Annotated in this window: 15 protein-coding genes and 1 tRNA gene; 7 read left to right on the top strand and 9 right to left on the bottom strand. The window is 69.3% G+C overall.

From position 1 onward, the window contains the following. Complete coding sequence (locus ACT89H_RS11325) at window positions 1-1,653, bottom strand: fatty acyl-AMP ligase (RefSeq protein ID WP_445108512.1); 1,653 nt, start codon at window positions 1,651-1,653, stop codon at window positions 1-3. Window positions 1,654-1,752: 99 nt separating this feature from the next. After that, entirely contained in the window at window positions 1,753-2,424 is a 672-nt protein-coding gene (locus ACT89H_RS11320; protein ID WP_445108893.1) for a lysophospholipid acyltransferase family protein, read from the bottom strand. Between the two features lie 104 nt (window positions 2,425-2,528). Here ACT89H_RS11320 and ACT89H_RS11315 point away from each other — a divergent pair, with 104 nt between their 5' ends. Next, window positions 2,529-3,089: a TetR/AcrR family transcriptional regulator gene (locus ACT89H_RS11315; RefSeq protein ID WP_445108511.1), complete on the top strand. Its 561-nt coding sequence runs from the start codon at window positions 2,529-2,531 to the stop codon at window positions 3,087-3,089. Between the two features lie 16 nt (window positions 3,090-3,105). Here ACT89H_RS11315 and ACT89H_RS11310 read toward each other — a convergent pair whose 3' ends face one another. Beyond that, complete coding sequence (locus tag ACT89H_RS11310; RefSeq protein ID WP_445108510.1) at window positions 3,106-4,296, bottom strand: aminotransferase class V-fold PLP-dependent enzyme; 1,191 nt, start codon at window positions 4,294-4,296, stop codon at window positions 3,106-3,108. A gap of 176 nt (window positions 4,297-4,472) precedes the next feature. On the opposite strand from ACT89H_RS11310, the gene egtA reads away from it, so the two are divergent. The 4 genes from egtA to egtD all read left to right on the top strand — a co-directional run bounded on the left by egtA (window position 4,473) and on the right by egtD (window position 9,129). Beyond that, on the top strand, window positions 4,473-5,819 hold the full coding sequence (gene egtA / locus ACT89H_RS11305; protein ID WP_445108509.1) for an ergothioneine biosynthesis glutamate--cysteine ligase EgtA: 1,347 nt from the start codon (window positions 4,473-4,475) through the stop codon (window positions 5,817-5,819). 88 nt (window positions 5,820-5,907) lie between these two features. Next, window positions 5,908-7,254 carry an ergothioneine biosynthesis protein EgtB gene (egtB, locus tag ACT89H_RS11300; RefSeq protein ID WP_445108508.1) on the top strand — a complete coding sequence of 449 codons (1,347 nt, stop codon included), beginning with the start codon at window positions 5,908-5,910 and terminating at the stop codon, window positions 7,252-7,254. 81 nt (window positions 7,255-7,335) lie between these two features. Beyond that, the gene (gene egtC / locus ACT89H_RS11295) at window positions 7,336-8,145 is read left to right on the top strand and encodes an ergothioneine biosynthesis protein EgtC (protein ID WP_445108507.1); all 810 of its coding nucleotides are present in this window, start codon (window positions 7,336-7,338) and stop codon (window positions 8,143-8,145) included. 12 nt (window positions 8,146-8,157) lie between these two features. Further along, complete coding sequence (gene egtD, locus ACT89H_RS11290) at window positions 8,158-9,129, top strand: L-histidine N(alpha)-methyltransferase (protein WP_445108506.1); 972 nt, start codon at window positions 8,158-8,160, stop codon at window positions 9,127-9,129. A gap of 21 nt (window positions 9,130-9,150) precedes the next feature. Here egtD and ACT89H_RS11285 read toward each other — a convergent pair whose 3' ends face one another. The 6 genes from ACT89H_RS11285 to ACT89H_RS11260 form a co-directional block, all read right to left on the bottom strand. Beyond that, complete coding sequence (locus ACT89H_RS11285; RefSeq protein WP_445108505.1) at window positions 9,151-9,798, bottom strand: DUF2461 domain-containing protein; 648 nt, start codon at window positions 9,796-9,798, stop codon at window positions 9,151-9,153. Between the two features lie 50 nt (window positions 9,799-9,848). After that, the gene (locus ACT89H_RS11280) at window positions 9,849-10,757 is read right to left on the bottom strand and encodes a hypothetical protein (RefSeq protein WP_445108504.1); all 909 of its coding nucleotides are present in this window, start codon (window positions 10,755-10,757) and stop codon (window positions 9,849-9,851) included. 100 nt (window positions 10,758-10,857) lie between these two features. After that, window positions 10,858-11,115 carry a hypothetical protein gene (locus tag ACT89H_RS11275; protein WP_445108503.1) on the bottom strand — a complete coding sequence of 86 codons (258 nt, stop codon included), beginning with the start codon at window positions 11,113-11,115 and terminating at the stop codon, window positions 10,858-10,860. Window positions 11,116-11,216: 101 nt separating this feature from the next. After that, window positions 11,217-12,197, bottom strand: a complete 981-nt coding sequence (locus ACT89H_RS11270) for a ribose-phosphate diphosphokinase (protein ID WP_498049531.1) — start codon at window positions 12,195-12,197, stop codon at window positions 11,217-11,219. Further along, window positions 12,194-13,684, bottom strand: coding sequence for a bifunctional UDP-N-acetylglucosamine diphosphorylase/glucosamine-1-phosphate N-acetyltransferase GlmU (glmU, locus tag ACT89H_RS11265; protein WP_445108502.1), 1,491 nt, complete (start codon window positions 13,682-13,684; stop codon window positions 12,194-12,196). The genes ACT89H_RS11270 and glmU overlap by 4 nt, the downstream gene beginning before the upstream one ends. A 90-nt stretch (window positions 13,685-13,774) precedes the next feature. Beyond that, window positions 13,775-13,845, bottom strand: a tRNA-Gln gene (locus ACT89H_RS11260). A 502-nt stretch (window positions 13,846-14,347) separates the two neighbouring features. Here ACT89H_RS11260 and ACT89H_RS11255 point away from each other — a divergent pair. After that, window positions 14,348-14,962, top strand: a complete 615-nt coding sequence (locus ACT89H_RS11255) for a TetR/AcrR family transcriptional regulator (protein WP_445108891.1) — start codon at window positions 14,348-14,350, stop codon at window positions 14,960-14,962. 181 nt (window positions 14,963-15,143) lie between these two features. Next, a complete protein-coding gene (locus ACT89H_RS11250; RefSeq protein ID WP_445108501.1) occupies window positions 15,144-15,791 on the top strand; it encodes a TetR family transcriptional regulator in 648 nt (215 codons plus the stop codon). The last annotated feature ends 140 nt before the right edge of the window (window positions 15,792-15,931 follow it).

Below are 15,931 nucleotides of genomic sequence, written 5' to 3'. Positions count from 1 at the left end.
TCACCCGCGCGGCAGATGCATCGCGGTCGCGGCCCTGCGCAGTTTGCCCGAGGACGTCTTCGGCAGGGCGCCGGGACCGAGCACGGTGACGGTGCGCGGCCGTGCGCCGACCTCCGCGAACACCGAGTGCACGATTTCCCGTTCGATGCGCTTGACCGCTTCGGGGTCGTGGTGGCTGCCGCTCTCCACCACCACGGCGAAACTCTCTCGCTTCTGGCCCGCGTCCAGGCGCACCGCCACCGCGTTGCCGGGCCGGACGCCCGCCACCCTCGTCGCCGCGCGCTCGATGTCGGTGGGGTAGATATTGCGGCCGCCCATGATGATCACGTCCTTGATCCGGCCGCACACCACGATCAATCCCTCGTCGGTGAAGTAGCCGATGTCGCCGGTGTCCAGCCAGCCTTCGTCGTCCTGGGCCGATTGGAATCCGTCCACCGTCACATACCCGGACGTCACCGCGGGACCGCGCAATTCGATCACGCCCACCGAACGGGCGGGCAACGGCTGACGCTCGCTGTCGACGATCCGGCCCTCCAGGTTGTCGACCAGGTAGCCGAGGGTGGGCAAGCGCCGGATATTGGCCGGTTGACCGTGCTCCTCCGGCACCGGCACCGCCTTGCCGATCGCCTCGAGCAGATCGGCGTCGATCACGTCGAGCACCTGTCCGTGCCCGGGGTCGGGGATCGACACGGCGAGCGTGGTCTCGGCCATGCCGTAGACCGGAGTGAGCGCCATCGGGTTGAGTCCGAAGCGTTTCCCGGCGGCGGCCAGGGCCTCCATGGTGTCCGGGTCCACCGGTTCGGCGCCGTTCCACATGTACCGCACGCTGCTGAGGTCGAACGCGCCGTCGTCGGCCTGCCGCAACCGCCTGGCCAGCAGCGAATAGGCGAAATTCGGTGCCGCGGTGACAGTTCCGCGGTACTTGCTGATCAGCTCGGCCCACAGCAGTGGTCTGGTGAGGAAGTCCAGCGGCGTCACGCACACCACTTCGGCACCGAATTGCATGGGGACACTGAGGAATCCGACCATGCCCATGTCGTGGAACAGGGGCAGCCAGCTGACCATCACGTCGTCGGCGAGCTGGAATTTCACCCGGTCGAACATGGCGTAGGCGTTGACGAAGAAGTTCTCGTGGGTGATCCGCACCGCCTTGGGCGAGCCGGTCGAGCCGGAGGTCAGCTGCTGCAACGCGATATCGCCCTCGGCGGTGGGTACCGGGTCGATGTCGGGGCCGTCGGGCAACTGGTCGATGCGCACGACGGTGATGCCGCGTTCGCGCAACAGCGGCTCGGCCGCTTCGAACGGCGCGCCCAGCACGACCGCGCGCGCCTGGATCATGGTCAGCACGGTTTCGGTGTCGCGCGCCCAGACCATCAGGTCGGTGCGCGGGGTCGGCTGGTGCAGCATGGTGATCGACGCTCCGCGCATCCAGATGGCCTGGCAGGCCGGGGCGATGTCGACCGGCATGCCCGCGAGCACGCCGACCGCGTCGCCGTGTCCGATGCCCGCTTCGGCCAGCCCGCCCGCCATGCGCCGGGCGAGCCGGTGGATCTCGGGCCAGGTGCGCCGCAGCGGGGCGGCGGGCTCGCCGGTAACCAGTCCGCGCTCGGAGGTCTGTGCGGTCGCGTACATCTCGTCGGTGAATCTGCTCAAAGTCCCAACTCCTTCATCACCAACCCTCGCCGGGAACCGGCCTCCCCCGACTATCACGCCATAGTGGCCCAGCGTTAACCCCATTTCCAGGGGCGCAGGTCAGGGGCGTGAAACGGCGGTCGGAAAAGTTGCGGCGTAACGATCGACGTAGCAGCGGCCGGAGCGGGCGGCCAGTTCGCGCATCAACTCGTCGGTGGCGGCGCGCACCACATGGCGCTGTTCGGCGGGCGGATAGCGACGCGGCGCGCCGAACGCGATGCGCACCTTGCCGAAACGCAGCAGACGGCTGCCGCGCGGGTTCACCCGATCGGTGCCGGAGAGGGTCACCGGAACGACCGGCGCGCCGGTGGCCATGGCGACCCGCAGCGTGCCGGTGCGGCCGCGATAGATCCGCCCGTCCGGTGAACGGGTGCCCTCGGGATGGATCGCCCAGACCCCGCCGTCCGCCAGGATGCGGGTGGCGGCGGCCAGCGCTGCCGCGGCCGCGTCACCGCCGGTCCGGTCCACCGGCACCTGCCCGGAGACCGAGTAGAACCAACGATTGATCCGGCCACGCAAGCCCTTTCCGGTGAAGTACTCCTGTTTCGCCAGGAAGGTCACCCGCCGGGGCACGACCAGGGCGAGGTAGAGCGAGTCGATCACCGCTAGGTGGTTGGCGGCGATGATCACCGGTCCGGTGCGCGGAATGTTGTCCAGTCCTTCGACCGTGGGCCTGCCCAACAGTCGCAGCAGCGGACCCAGCAGGACGTACTTGAACAGCGAGTACCACACGAATACCTCCCGGAGAGTGAGCGTAGACATTGTCTACTCGATCGCGTAGACAATGTCTACGTCCGGCGTGCGGTCCCATGCCTCTGGGCGTAGACAATGTCCACATGACCGAGAGCGAGTCGCTGCGAGATCGACTGGTCGACGTCGGCGTCGATCTGCTCGAAGAGGTCGGCGCCGCCGGGCTGGGATTGCGGGTCATCACCAGGGCCGCGGGAGTCTCGCACGGTGCGCCGCGGCGCTATTTCCCGACCCGCCGCGCACTGCTGGCCGCCATCGCGGCGCGCGGGTTCGCCGACCTCGCGGACCGGTTCGCCGCGGTGGACGCCGGTGCCGCGCGCGACCGTCTCACTCGGATGAGCGCCCAGTACATCGAGTTCGCCGCGCGGCGGCCGGAGATGTTCACCCTCATGTTCCGGCACGACCTGCTCGAAGGCTCCGGCGAGAATGTGCGGTCGATCAGCCTGCCGCTGTTCGCGCGGTTCGCCGAACTGGTCCGCGCGGCGGCGGAATCGAGCGCGGTCGACCCGCGCCACCGCGCGATCGCCCTGTGGACGAATGTGCACGGCATCGCCACCGCCCAGGCCAACCGCAGCTTGCGCCTGGTCGACCCGGGAGCGGACGCGGCGGCTCTGGTGGCCAGGGCGCTGGCCGTGCACCTGGCCTGACCGTCGCGCTAGCGGCTCAGGCTCGCAGCCGCGCCACCGCGGCGACGAAGCGGTCGAGTTCGTCGAAGCCGACGAAGCAGTGCGGCGAGGCGCGCACCACGGAGCTCAGACCGCGGCCGGTCATGTCCAGCAGCGTCGAACCGGCGTGGCTGACCGTGACGGTGATGTCCTGTGCCAGCAGCCGGTCGCGCACCTCGATGGAATCGACGCCGTCGACGGTGAACGACACGATGCCGCTGTGCCGGATGCCGAGATCGCGCACGGTGACGCCGGGAATCTCCGGCAGCGCCTTGCGCAGGTGCTCGGCGCGCGCGGCGATGGCGGCGTAGACGTCTTCTGGACCGAGTTCGAGCAGGTATCGCACGGCGGCGCCCAGGCCGAGGCGACCCGCGACGTCGCACTCCCAGAACTCGAAGCGGCTGGCGTCGGGCGCGAGCTGGTAGTCGTGCGGGCCGGTCCATTCCGCGCTGTGCAGGTCGAGTCGGCCGGGTTCCATCGAGCGCGCCAACTCCGGACGCAGATACAGGAAGCCGGTGCCGCGCGGGCCGCGCAGCCACTTGCGGCCGGTGGCCGACAAGGCGTCGACGCCGAGTTCGGCGACGTCCAACGGCAGCTGCCCGGCGGACTGACAGGCGTCCAGCAGCACCAGCGCGCCGACCGAGTGCGCGATCCTGGTCGCCTCGGCGGCGGGGTTCACCAGCCCGCCGTTGGTCGGCGCGTGCAGTACCGAGACCAGCTTGACCCGTTCGTCGACCAGCGCGGCCAGCGCGTCGAGGTCGATCTGCCCGCTGCCGTCGCTGGGGATCTGCTCCACCGTTGCGCCCGTGGCGCGGGCGCGCTGCAGGGCGGCGATGGCATTGCTGGCGTAGTCCGCCTCGGAGACCAGGATGCGGTCGCCCGCGGCGAGCGGGACCGAGTAGAAGAAGTCCGCCCAGGACCGGGTGGCGCTGTCGCTGAGCGCGATGCTCTCGGGTTCGGCGTTGATCAGCGCGCCGATCGCGGTTTTGACGTCGGCGAGATCATCGAGGCGCTCGTTCGCCGCGCGATAGCCACCGATCTCCGCTTCTCGCCGCAGATGCGCGACGACGGTGTCGGTGACGACCCGCGGCGGCAACGACGACCCGGCGCTGTCGAGGAAAACGGGTCCGGGCTCCGGCCCGGACACGCATCCGGGAGTGTCGGCTCGTACGCGAGCGTCATCCAGCATGGAGCCGACCTTATCGGGTCGATTGTTCGGCTTCACGTCGGTTTCTTGTCGGTCGGCGTGGCTACGCTGAATGGGTCGCCGCACGTGAATTTCGGCCGGTGAGTGGAATACCACCGCGCCGAATGGCGATAACCAAGAGCAGCGGACAACGTCCCCGACGCCCACTGGAGGTTGGCATGGCGGTCACACTCGAGCGTCCTGAGTCGGCCGGTTATGCCACCGATCAGGGCGAACTGTCCTCCCGCGCGGCGGCCGAGGCCTATATCGGCGGAGTGTGTTTCAAGCTCGGGCCACCCGCTCTGATCGGCGCCGAACTCGAATGGCTCACGGTGCACGGTGAGTGTTCGGCGTCGGGGCCCTCGGCCGCTCCGCGCCCCCAGCTGTCCGTCTTGGCGGACGCTCTCGGATCGTACGCACCACGGTCCATCGCCCCTGATTCGCCGGCGCTCGCGCTGCCGGGGGGCAGCCGGGTCACTCTCGAACCCGGTGGTCAGATCGAACTTTCCAGCGCTCCCTACGGCGCTGCCGCGCAGCTGTGCGATCGGCTGCGCGATGATGCTCGCCTGTTGCGAGAACTTCTCGAATCCCGGTCGATCCGTACCGTTTCCGCCGCCGCCGACGCGGACCGCCGCCCCAAGCGCTTGCTTCGGCTACCGCGCTATCGCGCGATGGAGCGCTCCTTCGGCGGCATCGGGCCGTTCGGCAAGCTGATGATGTGCAATACCGCGGCCACTCAGGTCAGCGTCGACGCGGGCGCCGATCGCGCGGACGTCACCGCGCGGTGGACCGCCCTGTACGCCGTCGGCCCGGCGCTGCTGGCCGCCTTCGCGTGTTCACCCGTCCTGCGTGGCGCGCCGCCCGGAGCGTGGGCTTCGCAACGCATGCGGGCCTGGCTCCGGCTGGACAACACGCGCACCCGTCCGCCGGTGCTGGACTGGACCGACCCGGTGGCCGCCTACGGCAAATGGGCGCTGGACGTGCCGCTGCTGTGTGTGCGCCCACTCGAAGGCGAAGCGGAACGTGGCGACGACGCAGGCGCGGAGTGGCCCGCGCCGCCCGGAGCCACCTTCGCCGATTGGCTGTCCGGCGCGCTGGACGACGAGGTCGGCCGGCGCCCCGGCATCGGCGATCTCGACTACCACCTCACCACGCTGTTCCCGCCGGTGCGCGCCTCCGGCCACCTGGAGGTCCGCTACATCGACGCGCAGCCCGGCGACGGCTGGACCGTTCCCGTGCACGCGGTCGACGCGCTCATGTCCAGCCCGTCGGTGGTCGCGGAGGCGAGCTCGATCGCAGCGCCGCTGGCCGGCCGCTGGGTCGATGCCGCCCGGTACGGATTGGCCGATCCGGACATTCGGGCCTGCGCGGTCGCTCTGCTGCGCCTCGCGGCCGAGCACGCCGCGACCGACGAGGCCGCCCACGCCGTCGAGTCCGCCGCCGAACGATGTCGCCGCGGTCGCACCCCCACCGAGGACGACCTCGAGCACGCCCCGAGCCCCGAGCTTCCGGGAGTCGCCACGTGAACCAGCCGCGCCACGGCACCACACCGGCCCAGCAGGCCGCTCGCCGAATCGCCGACGCCGACCCCCACGAATCCCGGAGATCTTTCTCGTGACCACTTTCCATCCCACCCCTGCCGACAACTCCGGCACCGAACAGCTCAGAGACCGGATCGCCGACGTTCTCACCCGCGCCAGGCAGCGCACCCACACCCTCACCGACTGCCTCGACGAAGCCGAACTCGTGGCCCAGCACTCCCGGCTGATGAGCCCGCTGGTCTGGGACCTGGCGCACATCGGCAATCAGGAAGAACTCTGGCTCGTGCGCGATGTCGGCGGACGCGACCCGGTGCGGGCCGACATCGACGAACTCTACGACGCCTTCAAACACGCCCGCGCGAATCGGCCCGCGCTACCGCTGCTCGATCCCGCCCAGGCGCGCGACTATGTCGGCACCGTACGCGACAAGGTGTGGGACGTGCTGGAGCGCAGCGATCTGCGCGGTCGTCCGCTGATCGACGCGGGCTTCGCCTTCGGCATGCTCGCCCAGCACGAGCACCAGCACGACGAGACCATGCTGGCCACTCACCAGTTGCGCACCGGCGCCGCCGTGCTGTCCGCGGCGGACGCACCGGCCGCGGCGGCGACGATCGGCGGGGAAGTCGTCATCCCGGCCGGGGAGTTCACCATGGGCACCTCGACCGACCCGTGGGCGCTGGACAACGAGCGTCCCGCCCATCCGGTCCGAGTGTCCGGTTTCGCGATCGACGCCGCGCCGGTGACCAACGAGCAGTACCTGGCCTTCGTCGACGACGGCGGCTACGAGCGCCCCGAACTCTGGTCCGAGCGCGGCTGGGCGCATCGGGTCGAGGCGGGCCTGGTCGCGCCGCAGTTCTGGGAGCGCGATCCGTCCGGGCACTGGTGGCGGCGGGTGTTCGGGGTGATGACCCCGCTGCGGCCGCGGCAGCCAGTTGTGCACGTGTGCTGGTTCGAGGCCGAGGCCTATGCGAACTGGGCGGGCAAGCGTCTGCCCACCGAAGCGGAGTGGGAGAAGGCGGCCAGATTCGATCCGGCCACCGGCGCGTCGCGTCGCTTCCCCTGGGGCGACGCCGAGCCCGATGCCGCCACCGCGAACCTCGGGCAGCGGCACCTGGAGCCCGCCGAGGTGGGCGCGTATCCGGCCGGCGCGTCCCCCGCGGGCGTACATCAGCTGATCGGCGACGTGTGGGAATGGACCGCCTCGGGTTTCGAGGCGTACCCGGGGTTCCGCGCGTTCCCGTACCGGGAGTACTCCGAGGTGTTCTTCGGCGGTGATTACCGCGTGCTGCGCGGTGGTTCCTTCGGCACCGATCCGGTGGCCTGCCGCGGCACCTTCCGCAACTGGGATCACCCCATCCGCCGCCAGATCTTCGCCGGGTTCCGCTTGGCGCGGGATCTGCGTCCCGGAGAAGGGGAGTGAGCGACGCCCGTCGTGCCGGGCGGTGGTGCGGTCGCGCGGCGAGCGGCCCATGGCCGGAGACGGCGGTCCCGGCGGGTGCGGATGTGTAGACACCTGGGTTATGTCGGCCCGCCGGTGCGGGTGGGCGACATGTTGACCCTCGGCTCCCATTCGCTGCGCACGCAGGCGTGGGCGCCGCGCGACATGCGTCATGGCGGCACCATCAACGCCGACGGATTCGGCGTCGCCTGGTGGCGCGTCGCGGAGGACGACACGGTCACCGTCAACCGTTACCGCAACGCCGCGCCGATCTGGACCGACCCGGCCGTGGACGAGGTGCTGCCGCAACTGGAGTCCGCCGCGGTGCTCGGGGCGGTGCGGTCGGCGACGATCGGTATGCCGATCGAGCGGTCCGCGTGCGCGCCGTTCACCCGCGACCGCTGGGCGTTCAGCCACAACGGCGTGGTGCCGGACTGGCGCCGCACCCTGACCGGCGTGGCCGGCGAGTTCGCGGTCGTCGCCACCGAACTCGGCGCCGAGGACCTGTTCACTCCGGCACGGCTGCTGGAGGCGGAATCCGCCACCGACGCGGCGACGCTGTGGGTGCTGCTGTGCGATCTGCTGTCGACCGGAGCACCGGACGGTGAGTGGTCGGCGGCTCCGGCGGCACTGCGGCTGCTGGTCTCCGCGATCCTCGCCCGGGCGCCGGAAGCACGCCTGAACCTTCTGCTCTCCGATGGTGCGCAGCTGTGGGCGACCACCTGCCACCACTCGCTGTCGGTGCTGGTCACCGACGATTTCGCACTCGTGTCCTCCGAACCGTTCGACGACGACCCCCGCTGGCGGTCGATCCCGGACCGCAGCCTGGTGAGCGCCAGGCCCGGCGCGCTGTCCGTCGACCCCCTCCTCTGAAAGGCCGATGCCATGACCGCAGTCACGCTGGACATCCACCTCACCGAAGACGACCTGAACACCGCGCTCCGCTCGGACGCCCGGCTGGGCCTGACCGCGAACCCGAAATGGTTGCCCCCCAAGTGGTTCTACGACGCCAAGGGCAGCGAGCTGTTCGAACGGATCACCGAGCTGCCCGAGTACTACCCGACGCGCACCGAGCGCGCACTGCTCGAGCGGGTGGTGGACGAGATCGCCGATGCCGCCCAGGCCGAGGTGCTGGTCGAACTGGGCGCGGGCTCGGCTGCGAAGACCCGCCTGCTGCTCACCGCTCTGAGCGCCCGCGGGCCCTTGAAGACGTATGTACCGCAGGATGTTTCGTCCGCGGCGCTACGTGCCGCCGCCGACGAGGTCGCGGTCGAATTCCCCGGCCTCGCCGTGCACGGTGTGGTCAGCGACTTCACCGACACGCTGGACAATCTCCCCCGCGGCGGACGTCGGATGATCGCTTTCCTCGGCGGCACCATCGGCAACCTCGTCCCCGCGGAACGAGCCGAATTCCTCGGCCGGATCCACGCCGTGCTCGAGCCGGGGGAGCAACTGCTGCTCGGCGCCGGGCTGGTCACGGATCCGGCGGTACTCGTCCCCGCCTACGATGACGCGGCGGGCGTCACCGCCGAGTTCAACCGGAATGTCTTGCACGTTTTGAACGCTCGCCTGCGCGCCGACTTCGCACCGGAGAAATTCCGGCATGTCGCGGTGTGGGACGCCGAGCGGGAGTGGATCGAGATGCGGCTGGAGGCGAGCGAAGACCTGACCGTCACGGTCGGCGACCTCGGTCTCACCGTGCGCTTCGGCCGCGGCGAACAGATGCGCACCGAGATCTCGGCGAAATTCCGGCTCGAGAGCCTCGAAGCCGAACTCGCCGCCGCGGGCTTCGCGACCGAACACGTGTGGACCGATCCGGCCGATCGCTTCGCGCTGCTGCTCGCCGGGCGGCGCTGACCACGCGTTGATCGGCGGCGCTCATCGCGACGGCGCGCCGCCGACCACCGCCCCGAGCCACTCGACCAGCGGCCGCATCGTCTCCCACGCGGCGCGGACCTCCTTCGCCGTGCGCGGCGTGTCCAGCCAGGCGGGCGCGCCGAATTCCCGGCTGCACGTGATGGACTTGTGCCGCAGCAGGTCGATGCGCGGGTGGTCGGCGTCGTAGCCTTTGGGTTTGGTCTTCAGCTTCTCGCCGCCGATGGTGTAGCCGCCGTCGGCGAGTTTCGCGAGGATCGCCGCCAGTTCCGGCCCGCGCACCTCGTCATCGATGGTGTCGCGCAGCTGCCCGAGTTGCTCGGGCGAGCCCTGGTAGAAGCCTCCGCCGACGAACAGGCCCCCGGCGTTGATCTGGACGTACCAGCCGACCCCCGCCGCGGCGCGCACCACGGCGCCCTGCGCGGTCTTGTACGGCGACTTGTCCTTGGCGAAGCGCACGTCGCGGTAGGGCCGGAAGATCTTCGCCGTCCCGAAATCCGGCTCCAGCTCGGCCACGAGCGCCTTCATGGGCGCGAGCACCGACTCGTCGTAGATCTTCTTGTGCGCGGTCCAGAACGCCTTGGAGTTGTCGGCCTCCAGGTCTTCGTAGAAGTCCAGCCCGGCCAGCGGGAAACCCGCGAATCCGGTCATGCCCGCACACCCGCCGCACTGATGTCACCCGATAGACGCATAGTGAAAATCTACGTCGTGATGTCTCCGCCGAACACGGCGAATCCCACGATCAGGCCGATCACCATCCCGACGGCCGCCGCGATCGCTGCCCATTTGCCGAGCGATTCGCCCTTTTTGCGTCCGATTATGCCCAGGATTATCCCGGCCGCGCCGAACAAGATCGGGCAGAACAGCACCGCGGTTATCGCGCAGACGAATCCGATGATCGAGTACACCTGGCTACCCGGCTGCTTCGGCGGGGTGGCATAGGGCTCGTACCCCTGCTGCGGATAGGACGGGTAGCCGTGCTGCGGCTGCTGCGGCCCGGACGTCGGATAGCCGTATCCACCGCCGGGCGGGTACTGGGGTTGGCCCGTCGGCGGGTACGGCTCCTGCGAGGGGTACGACTGCTGAAAGTCACCCGGCTGTCCGGTCGGCGGATAGGGCGGCCGACCGCCCTGCGGATAGGGCGGTTGTTCGCCCGGCCCGTGTTGCGGGTGCCCGCCCGGCCCATATTGCGCGTGTTCATCTGGGGTGAACCGTTGCGTCGTGTCGTCGGCCGGAGGCGGCGGCGTAGAACCCGGCGCGGCGGGTTCGGCGCCCCAGGACTGTTGATCACCCCCGCCGTCGGCGCCCCAGGGCCGGGGTTCGGCGGGCTGACCGCTGGGCTCGGCTCCCCACTGACCGCCCAGCGGTCCCGCGGGCGGCGGTCCGCTCGACTGCCACCATTGGTCGGCCGGGCCCGGCTCATGCTCCGGTGGTCGTGCGGCGGCGGGATCGTGCTCGGTGGGTTGCCCGCCGGGTGCCTGCGCGGGGGTGGAGCCGGTCGACGGCGGGGCAGGCTCGTCCCCGGATGTTTCTCCCGTCGGCTTCGACGACGGTGACTCCGGCGGCCGCTGCTCGTCGTCGCGGTGGTCCGGATCCTTCGGCGTGCTCATCGCACCCTCCTCGTATCGTCCCGGTCACGCAACCTATGCCTACCACGGTGAGCGCGTCGCCATAGCCGATTGCCAGAGGCGCGTCGGGAACGGAGCAGGTTCAGAGCTCGTCGTCGTCGACGATCTCGATCGCGGCTACCTCGGCGGACCGATCGTCCGACTCGTCCTCAGCACGCGTGTCGCGGGCCGTCCACTCCTGATCGAGCTCGTCGCCGATGCCGAGCCTGCCGTCGTCCTCGTCCTCGTGGTAGCGGATACGCAGCTCGTCGGGCGGATCCTCGATGTTGCGCTGATACTCGCGGATCTCGTCCTCTTGGTCGTCGTCGCCCATCTCGGTCTCCAACGGGTCACGGTCCATACCCCCAGTATCCCCGCTGATCGCCGCGGCTAACGCGTATCTCCGGCCTGCGCTGCGGCCGTGCGCGGGGCTGAGGACGGACTGCGTCCGGCTGCAGCGGATCAGGCGTTGCCGTTGAAAAGCCCCGTCACCGAGCCGTTCTCGAAGACCTCGCGGATGGTGCGGGCCAGCAGCGGCGCGATGGAGAGCACGGTCAGCTGCGGGAACTTCTTCTCCTCGGTCAGCGGTAGGGTGTTGGTCACCACCACCTCCTTGGCGCCGCAGTTGGCGAGGCGCTCGGCGGCCGGATCGCTCAGCACGCCGTGGGTCGCGGCGATGACCACGTCACCGGCACCGGCGTCCTTCAGCACCTTGACCGCGCCGGCGATGGTGCCGCCGGTGTCGATCATGTCGTCGATCAGGATGCAGGTGCGGCCCTCGACCTCGCCGACCACGCGGTTGGACTTGACCTGGTTGGGCACCAGCGGGTCGCGAGTCTTGTGGATGAAGGCCAGCGGCGAGCCGCCCAGCGAGTCGGCCCATTTCTCGGCGACGCGCACGCGGCCGGAGTCGGGGGAGACGACGGTGATGTGCTCGAGGCTGTAGTTGGTGCGGACGTACTCCGCCAGCTGCACCTGCGCGTGCATGTGGTCGACCGGGCCGTCGAAGAAGCCCTGGATCTGGTCGGTGTGCAGGTCGACGGTGATGATCCGGTTGGCGCCCGCGGTCTTCAGCAGGTCGGCGACCAGGCGGGCCGAGATGGGCTCGCGGCCGCGGTGCTTCTTGTCCTGGCGGGCGTACGGGTAGAACGGCAGCACCGCGGTGATCCGCTTGGCCGAGCCGCGCTTGAGCGCGTCGATCATGATGAGCTGCTCCATCAGCCACTGGTTCAGCGGCGCGGGGAAGCTCTGTAGGACGAAGGCGTCGGATCCGCGGACCGACTCCTCGAACCGGACGAAGATCTCGCCGTTGGCGAAGTCCCGCGCCACCTGCGGCGTGACGTGGACGTCGAGTTCCTTGGCGACCTGCTCGGCCAGCTCAGGATGAGCGCGTCCCGAGAAGAGCATCAGGTTCTTCTGGTTGTCCATCCATGACGCGGTCACTGCTGTTTGCCATCCTTTTGCTCTATTGCCTGACCCGACATCTCCTTGGCCGCGATGGCTTCCGCCGCCGCGCGCGCCGCGTCCGTCCCCGGACGGTGTCGCTGCACCCAGCCCTCGATGTTCTTCTGCGGTCCACCGGACACCGCGAGAGCTCCGGGAGGAACGTTTCTGCGCAGTACAGTACCCGCCGCCGTATAGGCTCCGTCACCCACCGTCACCGGCGCGACGAACATGGTGTCGCTGCCCGTGCGCACGTGCGAGCCGACAACGGTGTGGTGCTTGGTCACCCCGTCGTAGTTGACGAAAACGCTCGACGCGCCGATGTTGCTGTGCTCGCCGATGGTGGCGTCGCCGACGTAGGTCAGGTGCGGGACCTTCGAATGCGCGCCGATCGAGGCGTTCTTGGTCTCGACGAACGCGCCGAGCTTGCCCGCGTCGCCCACGATGGTGCCGGGACGCAAGTAGGCGAACGGGCCGATGGTGGCCTTCGGGCCGATGGTGGCGCCCTCACCGTGGGTGCGGATCACCTTCGCCCCGTCGCCGACGATCACGTCGGTGAGCGTACTGTCCGGGCCGACCTCGGCGTCCTCGCCGACGACCGTGTTGCCCAGCAGTTGTACGCCGGGCCGGATCACGGCGTCCCTGCTGATGCGCACGCTGGCGTCGACCCAGGTCGAGGCGGGATCCATGATGGTGACGCCCGCGCGCATGTGGCGTTCGAGGATGTAGCGGTTGAGCGTGCGCGCCGCCGAGGCCAGCTGCACCCGGTCGTTGACGCCGGTGACCTTGGCCGCGTCGACCAGCCGTGCGCCGTGCACCGGGTGACCGGCCTCACGGGCTAGGCGCAGCACGTCGGTCAGGTACAGCTCGTGCTGGGCGTTGGCGGTGGAAAGGCGGCCGATCATGGTGCGCAGCACGGCGGCGTCGAACGCGTAGACGCCGGAGTTCACCTCGGTGATCGCGGCCTGCTCCGGGGTGGCGTCGGCGTGCTCGACGATCTCGGCGAGCTGGCCTTCGGCGTCGCGGACGATCCGGCCGTAACCGTTGGGGTCCGGCGGCACGAAGGTCAGCACCGTGACCGCCGGGCGTTCGGCGTAGCTGCGGTGCTCGTCGAGCAGGGCGGCCAGCGTGTGTCCGTCGAGCAGCGGCACGTCGGCGGAGGTGACCAGCACGTCGCCGGTGAAGCCGACCGGCAGGGCGGCCAGCGCGCACTGCACCGCGTGGCCGGTGCCGAGCTGCTCTTCCTGGATCGCCGGGGTGATCTCCCGGCCGAGGTCGTCGGCCACCGCGGTCACCGCCGCGCCGACTTGTTCGCGATCGTGCCCCACCACGGTGATGAGGTACGCGGGGTCGATCTCGTTCGCCGCATGCAGCGCGTGCGCGAGCATGCTCCGACCGGCCAGCGAATGCAGGACCTTGGGGGTCTTCGACCGCATTCGTGTCCCGGCACCGGCTGCGAGAACGACGACGGCGGTCTGCTGTGGCATGGATCTCCCTCGGCTGCCTGTCCTCGTGCGGGGCGTCGTCGTGCTTGGTCAGCGATGTGCGGGCCAACGATAAGTCATCGTGCTCTTGAGCTCCGCCGCCAGGACTCGAACCTGAACTCTCTGAACCAAAATCAGATGTGCTGCCATTACACCACGGCGGATTGCCACATCGGCGGTTGGCGAAACCCCCGCCGCTGTGCCACGGCACGGGATGAATCCTCGCATACTCGCCCGCCTCCCCGCGAATTCTTACCCGCGCGGCTTCTGGTATTCGGGCCTTACCAGCGCGGCAGCACTGGCTGTTCTCCGGTCGGCCGGCCCCGTGTGCTGTGCGTCCCCGGGTAGAGGTGAAGGTCTGTCGTCATATCGACGGCGGTGCCCCTGTGTACCCGCGCCGGGTACCGGAGCTCGAAGCCCCGGAGAAGCGGACTGCCGACCGGTCTGGGACAGTGGTATCGGAATGTCGATGTGGTGCGTCGGAGGCCCGATGCGATGGCCGACTCGGCACACACGAGGGCAATCGCCGGGCCGGCCTGCGTCTGCCCGGTGTGCTGCCGTCGGCTCGGAGGGAACCGTCGAGGCGCTCACGACCGGCAAAAACGCGGGAAAGGCGGAGGAGCGCGGGTGTCTTCGGGTGAGTCACATCGAGTGTCCCGGCCACGGATGACCGGCACCCAGCGGCGTCAGCAGCTGATCGAGATCGGGCGCGCGCTGTTCGCCGAACGCGGCTACGACGCGACCTCCATCGAGGAGATCGCGCAACGCGCCCAAGTCTCCAAACCCGTGGTGTACGAACACTTCGGCGGCAAAGAAGGGCTCTACGCGGTCGTCGTCGACCGGGAGATGTCGATGCTGCTGGACATGATCACCTCCTCGCTCACCCGTAACCGGTCGCGCATCCGGCTCGAACAGGTCGCGCTGGCGCTGCTGACCTATATCGAAGAACGGACCGACGGGTTTCGAATTCTGGTGCGTGATCAGCCGGCCGCCGCCGCCGAGGGCCGCTACTCCAGTTTGCTCAACGAGGCGACCAATCAGGTGGCGCACATCCTGGCCGGAGATTTCGAGCGGCGCGGGTTCGACCCCAGTCTGTCCACCCTGTACGCGCAGGCGCTCGTCGGTCAGGTCGCCACCGCCGCGACCTGGTGGCTCGACGAGCGCCAACCGTCGAAAGAGGTTGTGGCGGCACACTTGGTGAACTTGTGCTGGAACGGGCTGAGCCATCTGGAGGCCCATCCGCGACTGAGTTCGGAATGGCGCGCGGGCGCCGGTGAGTGACCCGGATTGTTAACCAGCAAATTGCGCGACAGGTCTCGCCGAATGCTCGAATTGGCTGCTGGGCGCGCGCCTGGTGGTACGGTTCACCCATCCTTTGGGTGCTGTTCGGGCGGTAAGTCGGTCAACTTCGGGATGTCGGTCTACTTCAGGATGGCTGGTTTTGGGATGACAGGCGGATCTGATGGCTAGGCAAGCGCGCGCGGAGATCACCCGCGACTCCGTCCTGGCAGGCGCTGCCGATGTCTTTCTGCGCTTGGGGTATGCGAACGCGAGCCTCAGCGAGATCATCGCGCAGTCCAACGTGACCAAGGGCGCCTTGTATTTTCACTTCGGCTCCAAGGAAGAGCTGGCGCGCGCGGTGGTCGACCAGGGCAACGAGCGGTTGATCAGCTCGTGTCAGGGCTTCTTCGATCCCAGGGTGCCCGCGCTGGAAGCGTGCATCGGCATCACCTACGTCGTCGCCGATCTATCGATGAACGACGCGATGGTCGGTGCCATGCTGAAGCTGAACCACCAGATCGGCGACTACCGCGGCGCTCAAGGCGACAACATCGCCAAGAACTGGGGCGACACCTACCGTCTGCTCGCCGAGCGGGCCATCGCCCAGGGCGACCTGATCGCCGATCTGGACGCGGAGGTCATCGGCCTGCTGTGGCAGGAAATGGCCGCGGGCGTGCACATCATCGCCGTCGGCACCGAATCCATCGACCAGATGGCGATCCGGATGGAGCGCGCCTGGTACTTCCTGCTCCCGGCCATCGTTCCGGCCGAGAAGCTCTCGTACTTCCGGGAATTCGCGGCAAGGCGGTTGCGGCGCTACGTGCCGTAATTTTGGCCGCGACTTCGTCGCGGCGTGTTCGCGGCCCCCTTGTGGCTCGCGTCCGAGTGACCGCCGCTGGCGACTTCGTCGCGGACGCGGCGGTCACTCGGACGCGAGCCGGGCCGCGAACGGAACAGGCTCGGTCTCGC

It is taken from the genome of Nocardia aegles (assembly GCF_052545135.1).
This window is presented reverse-complemented; position numbering and strand designations above follow the sequence as displayed.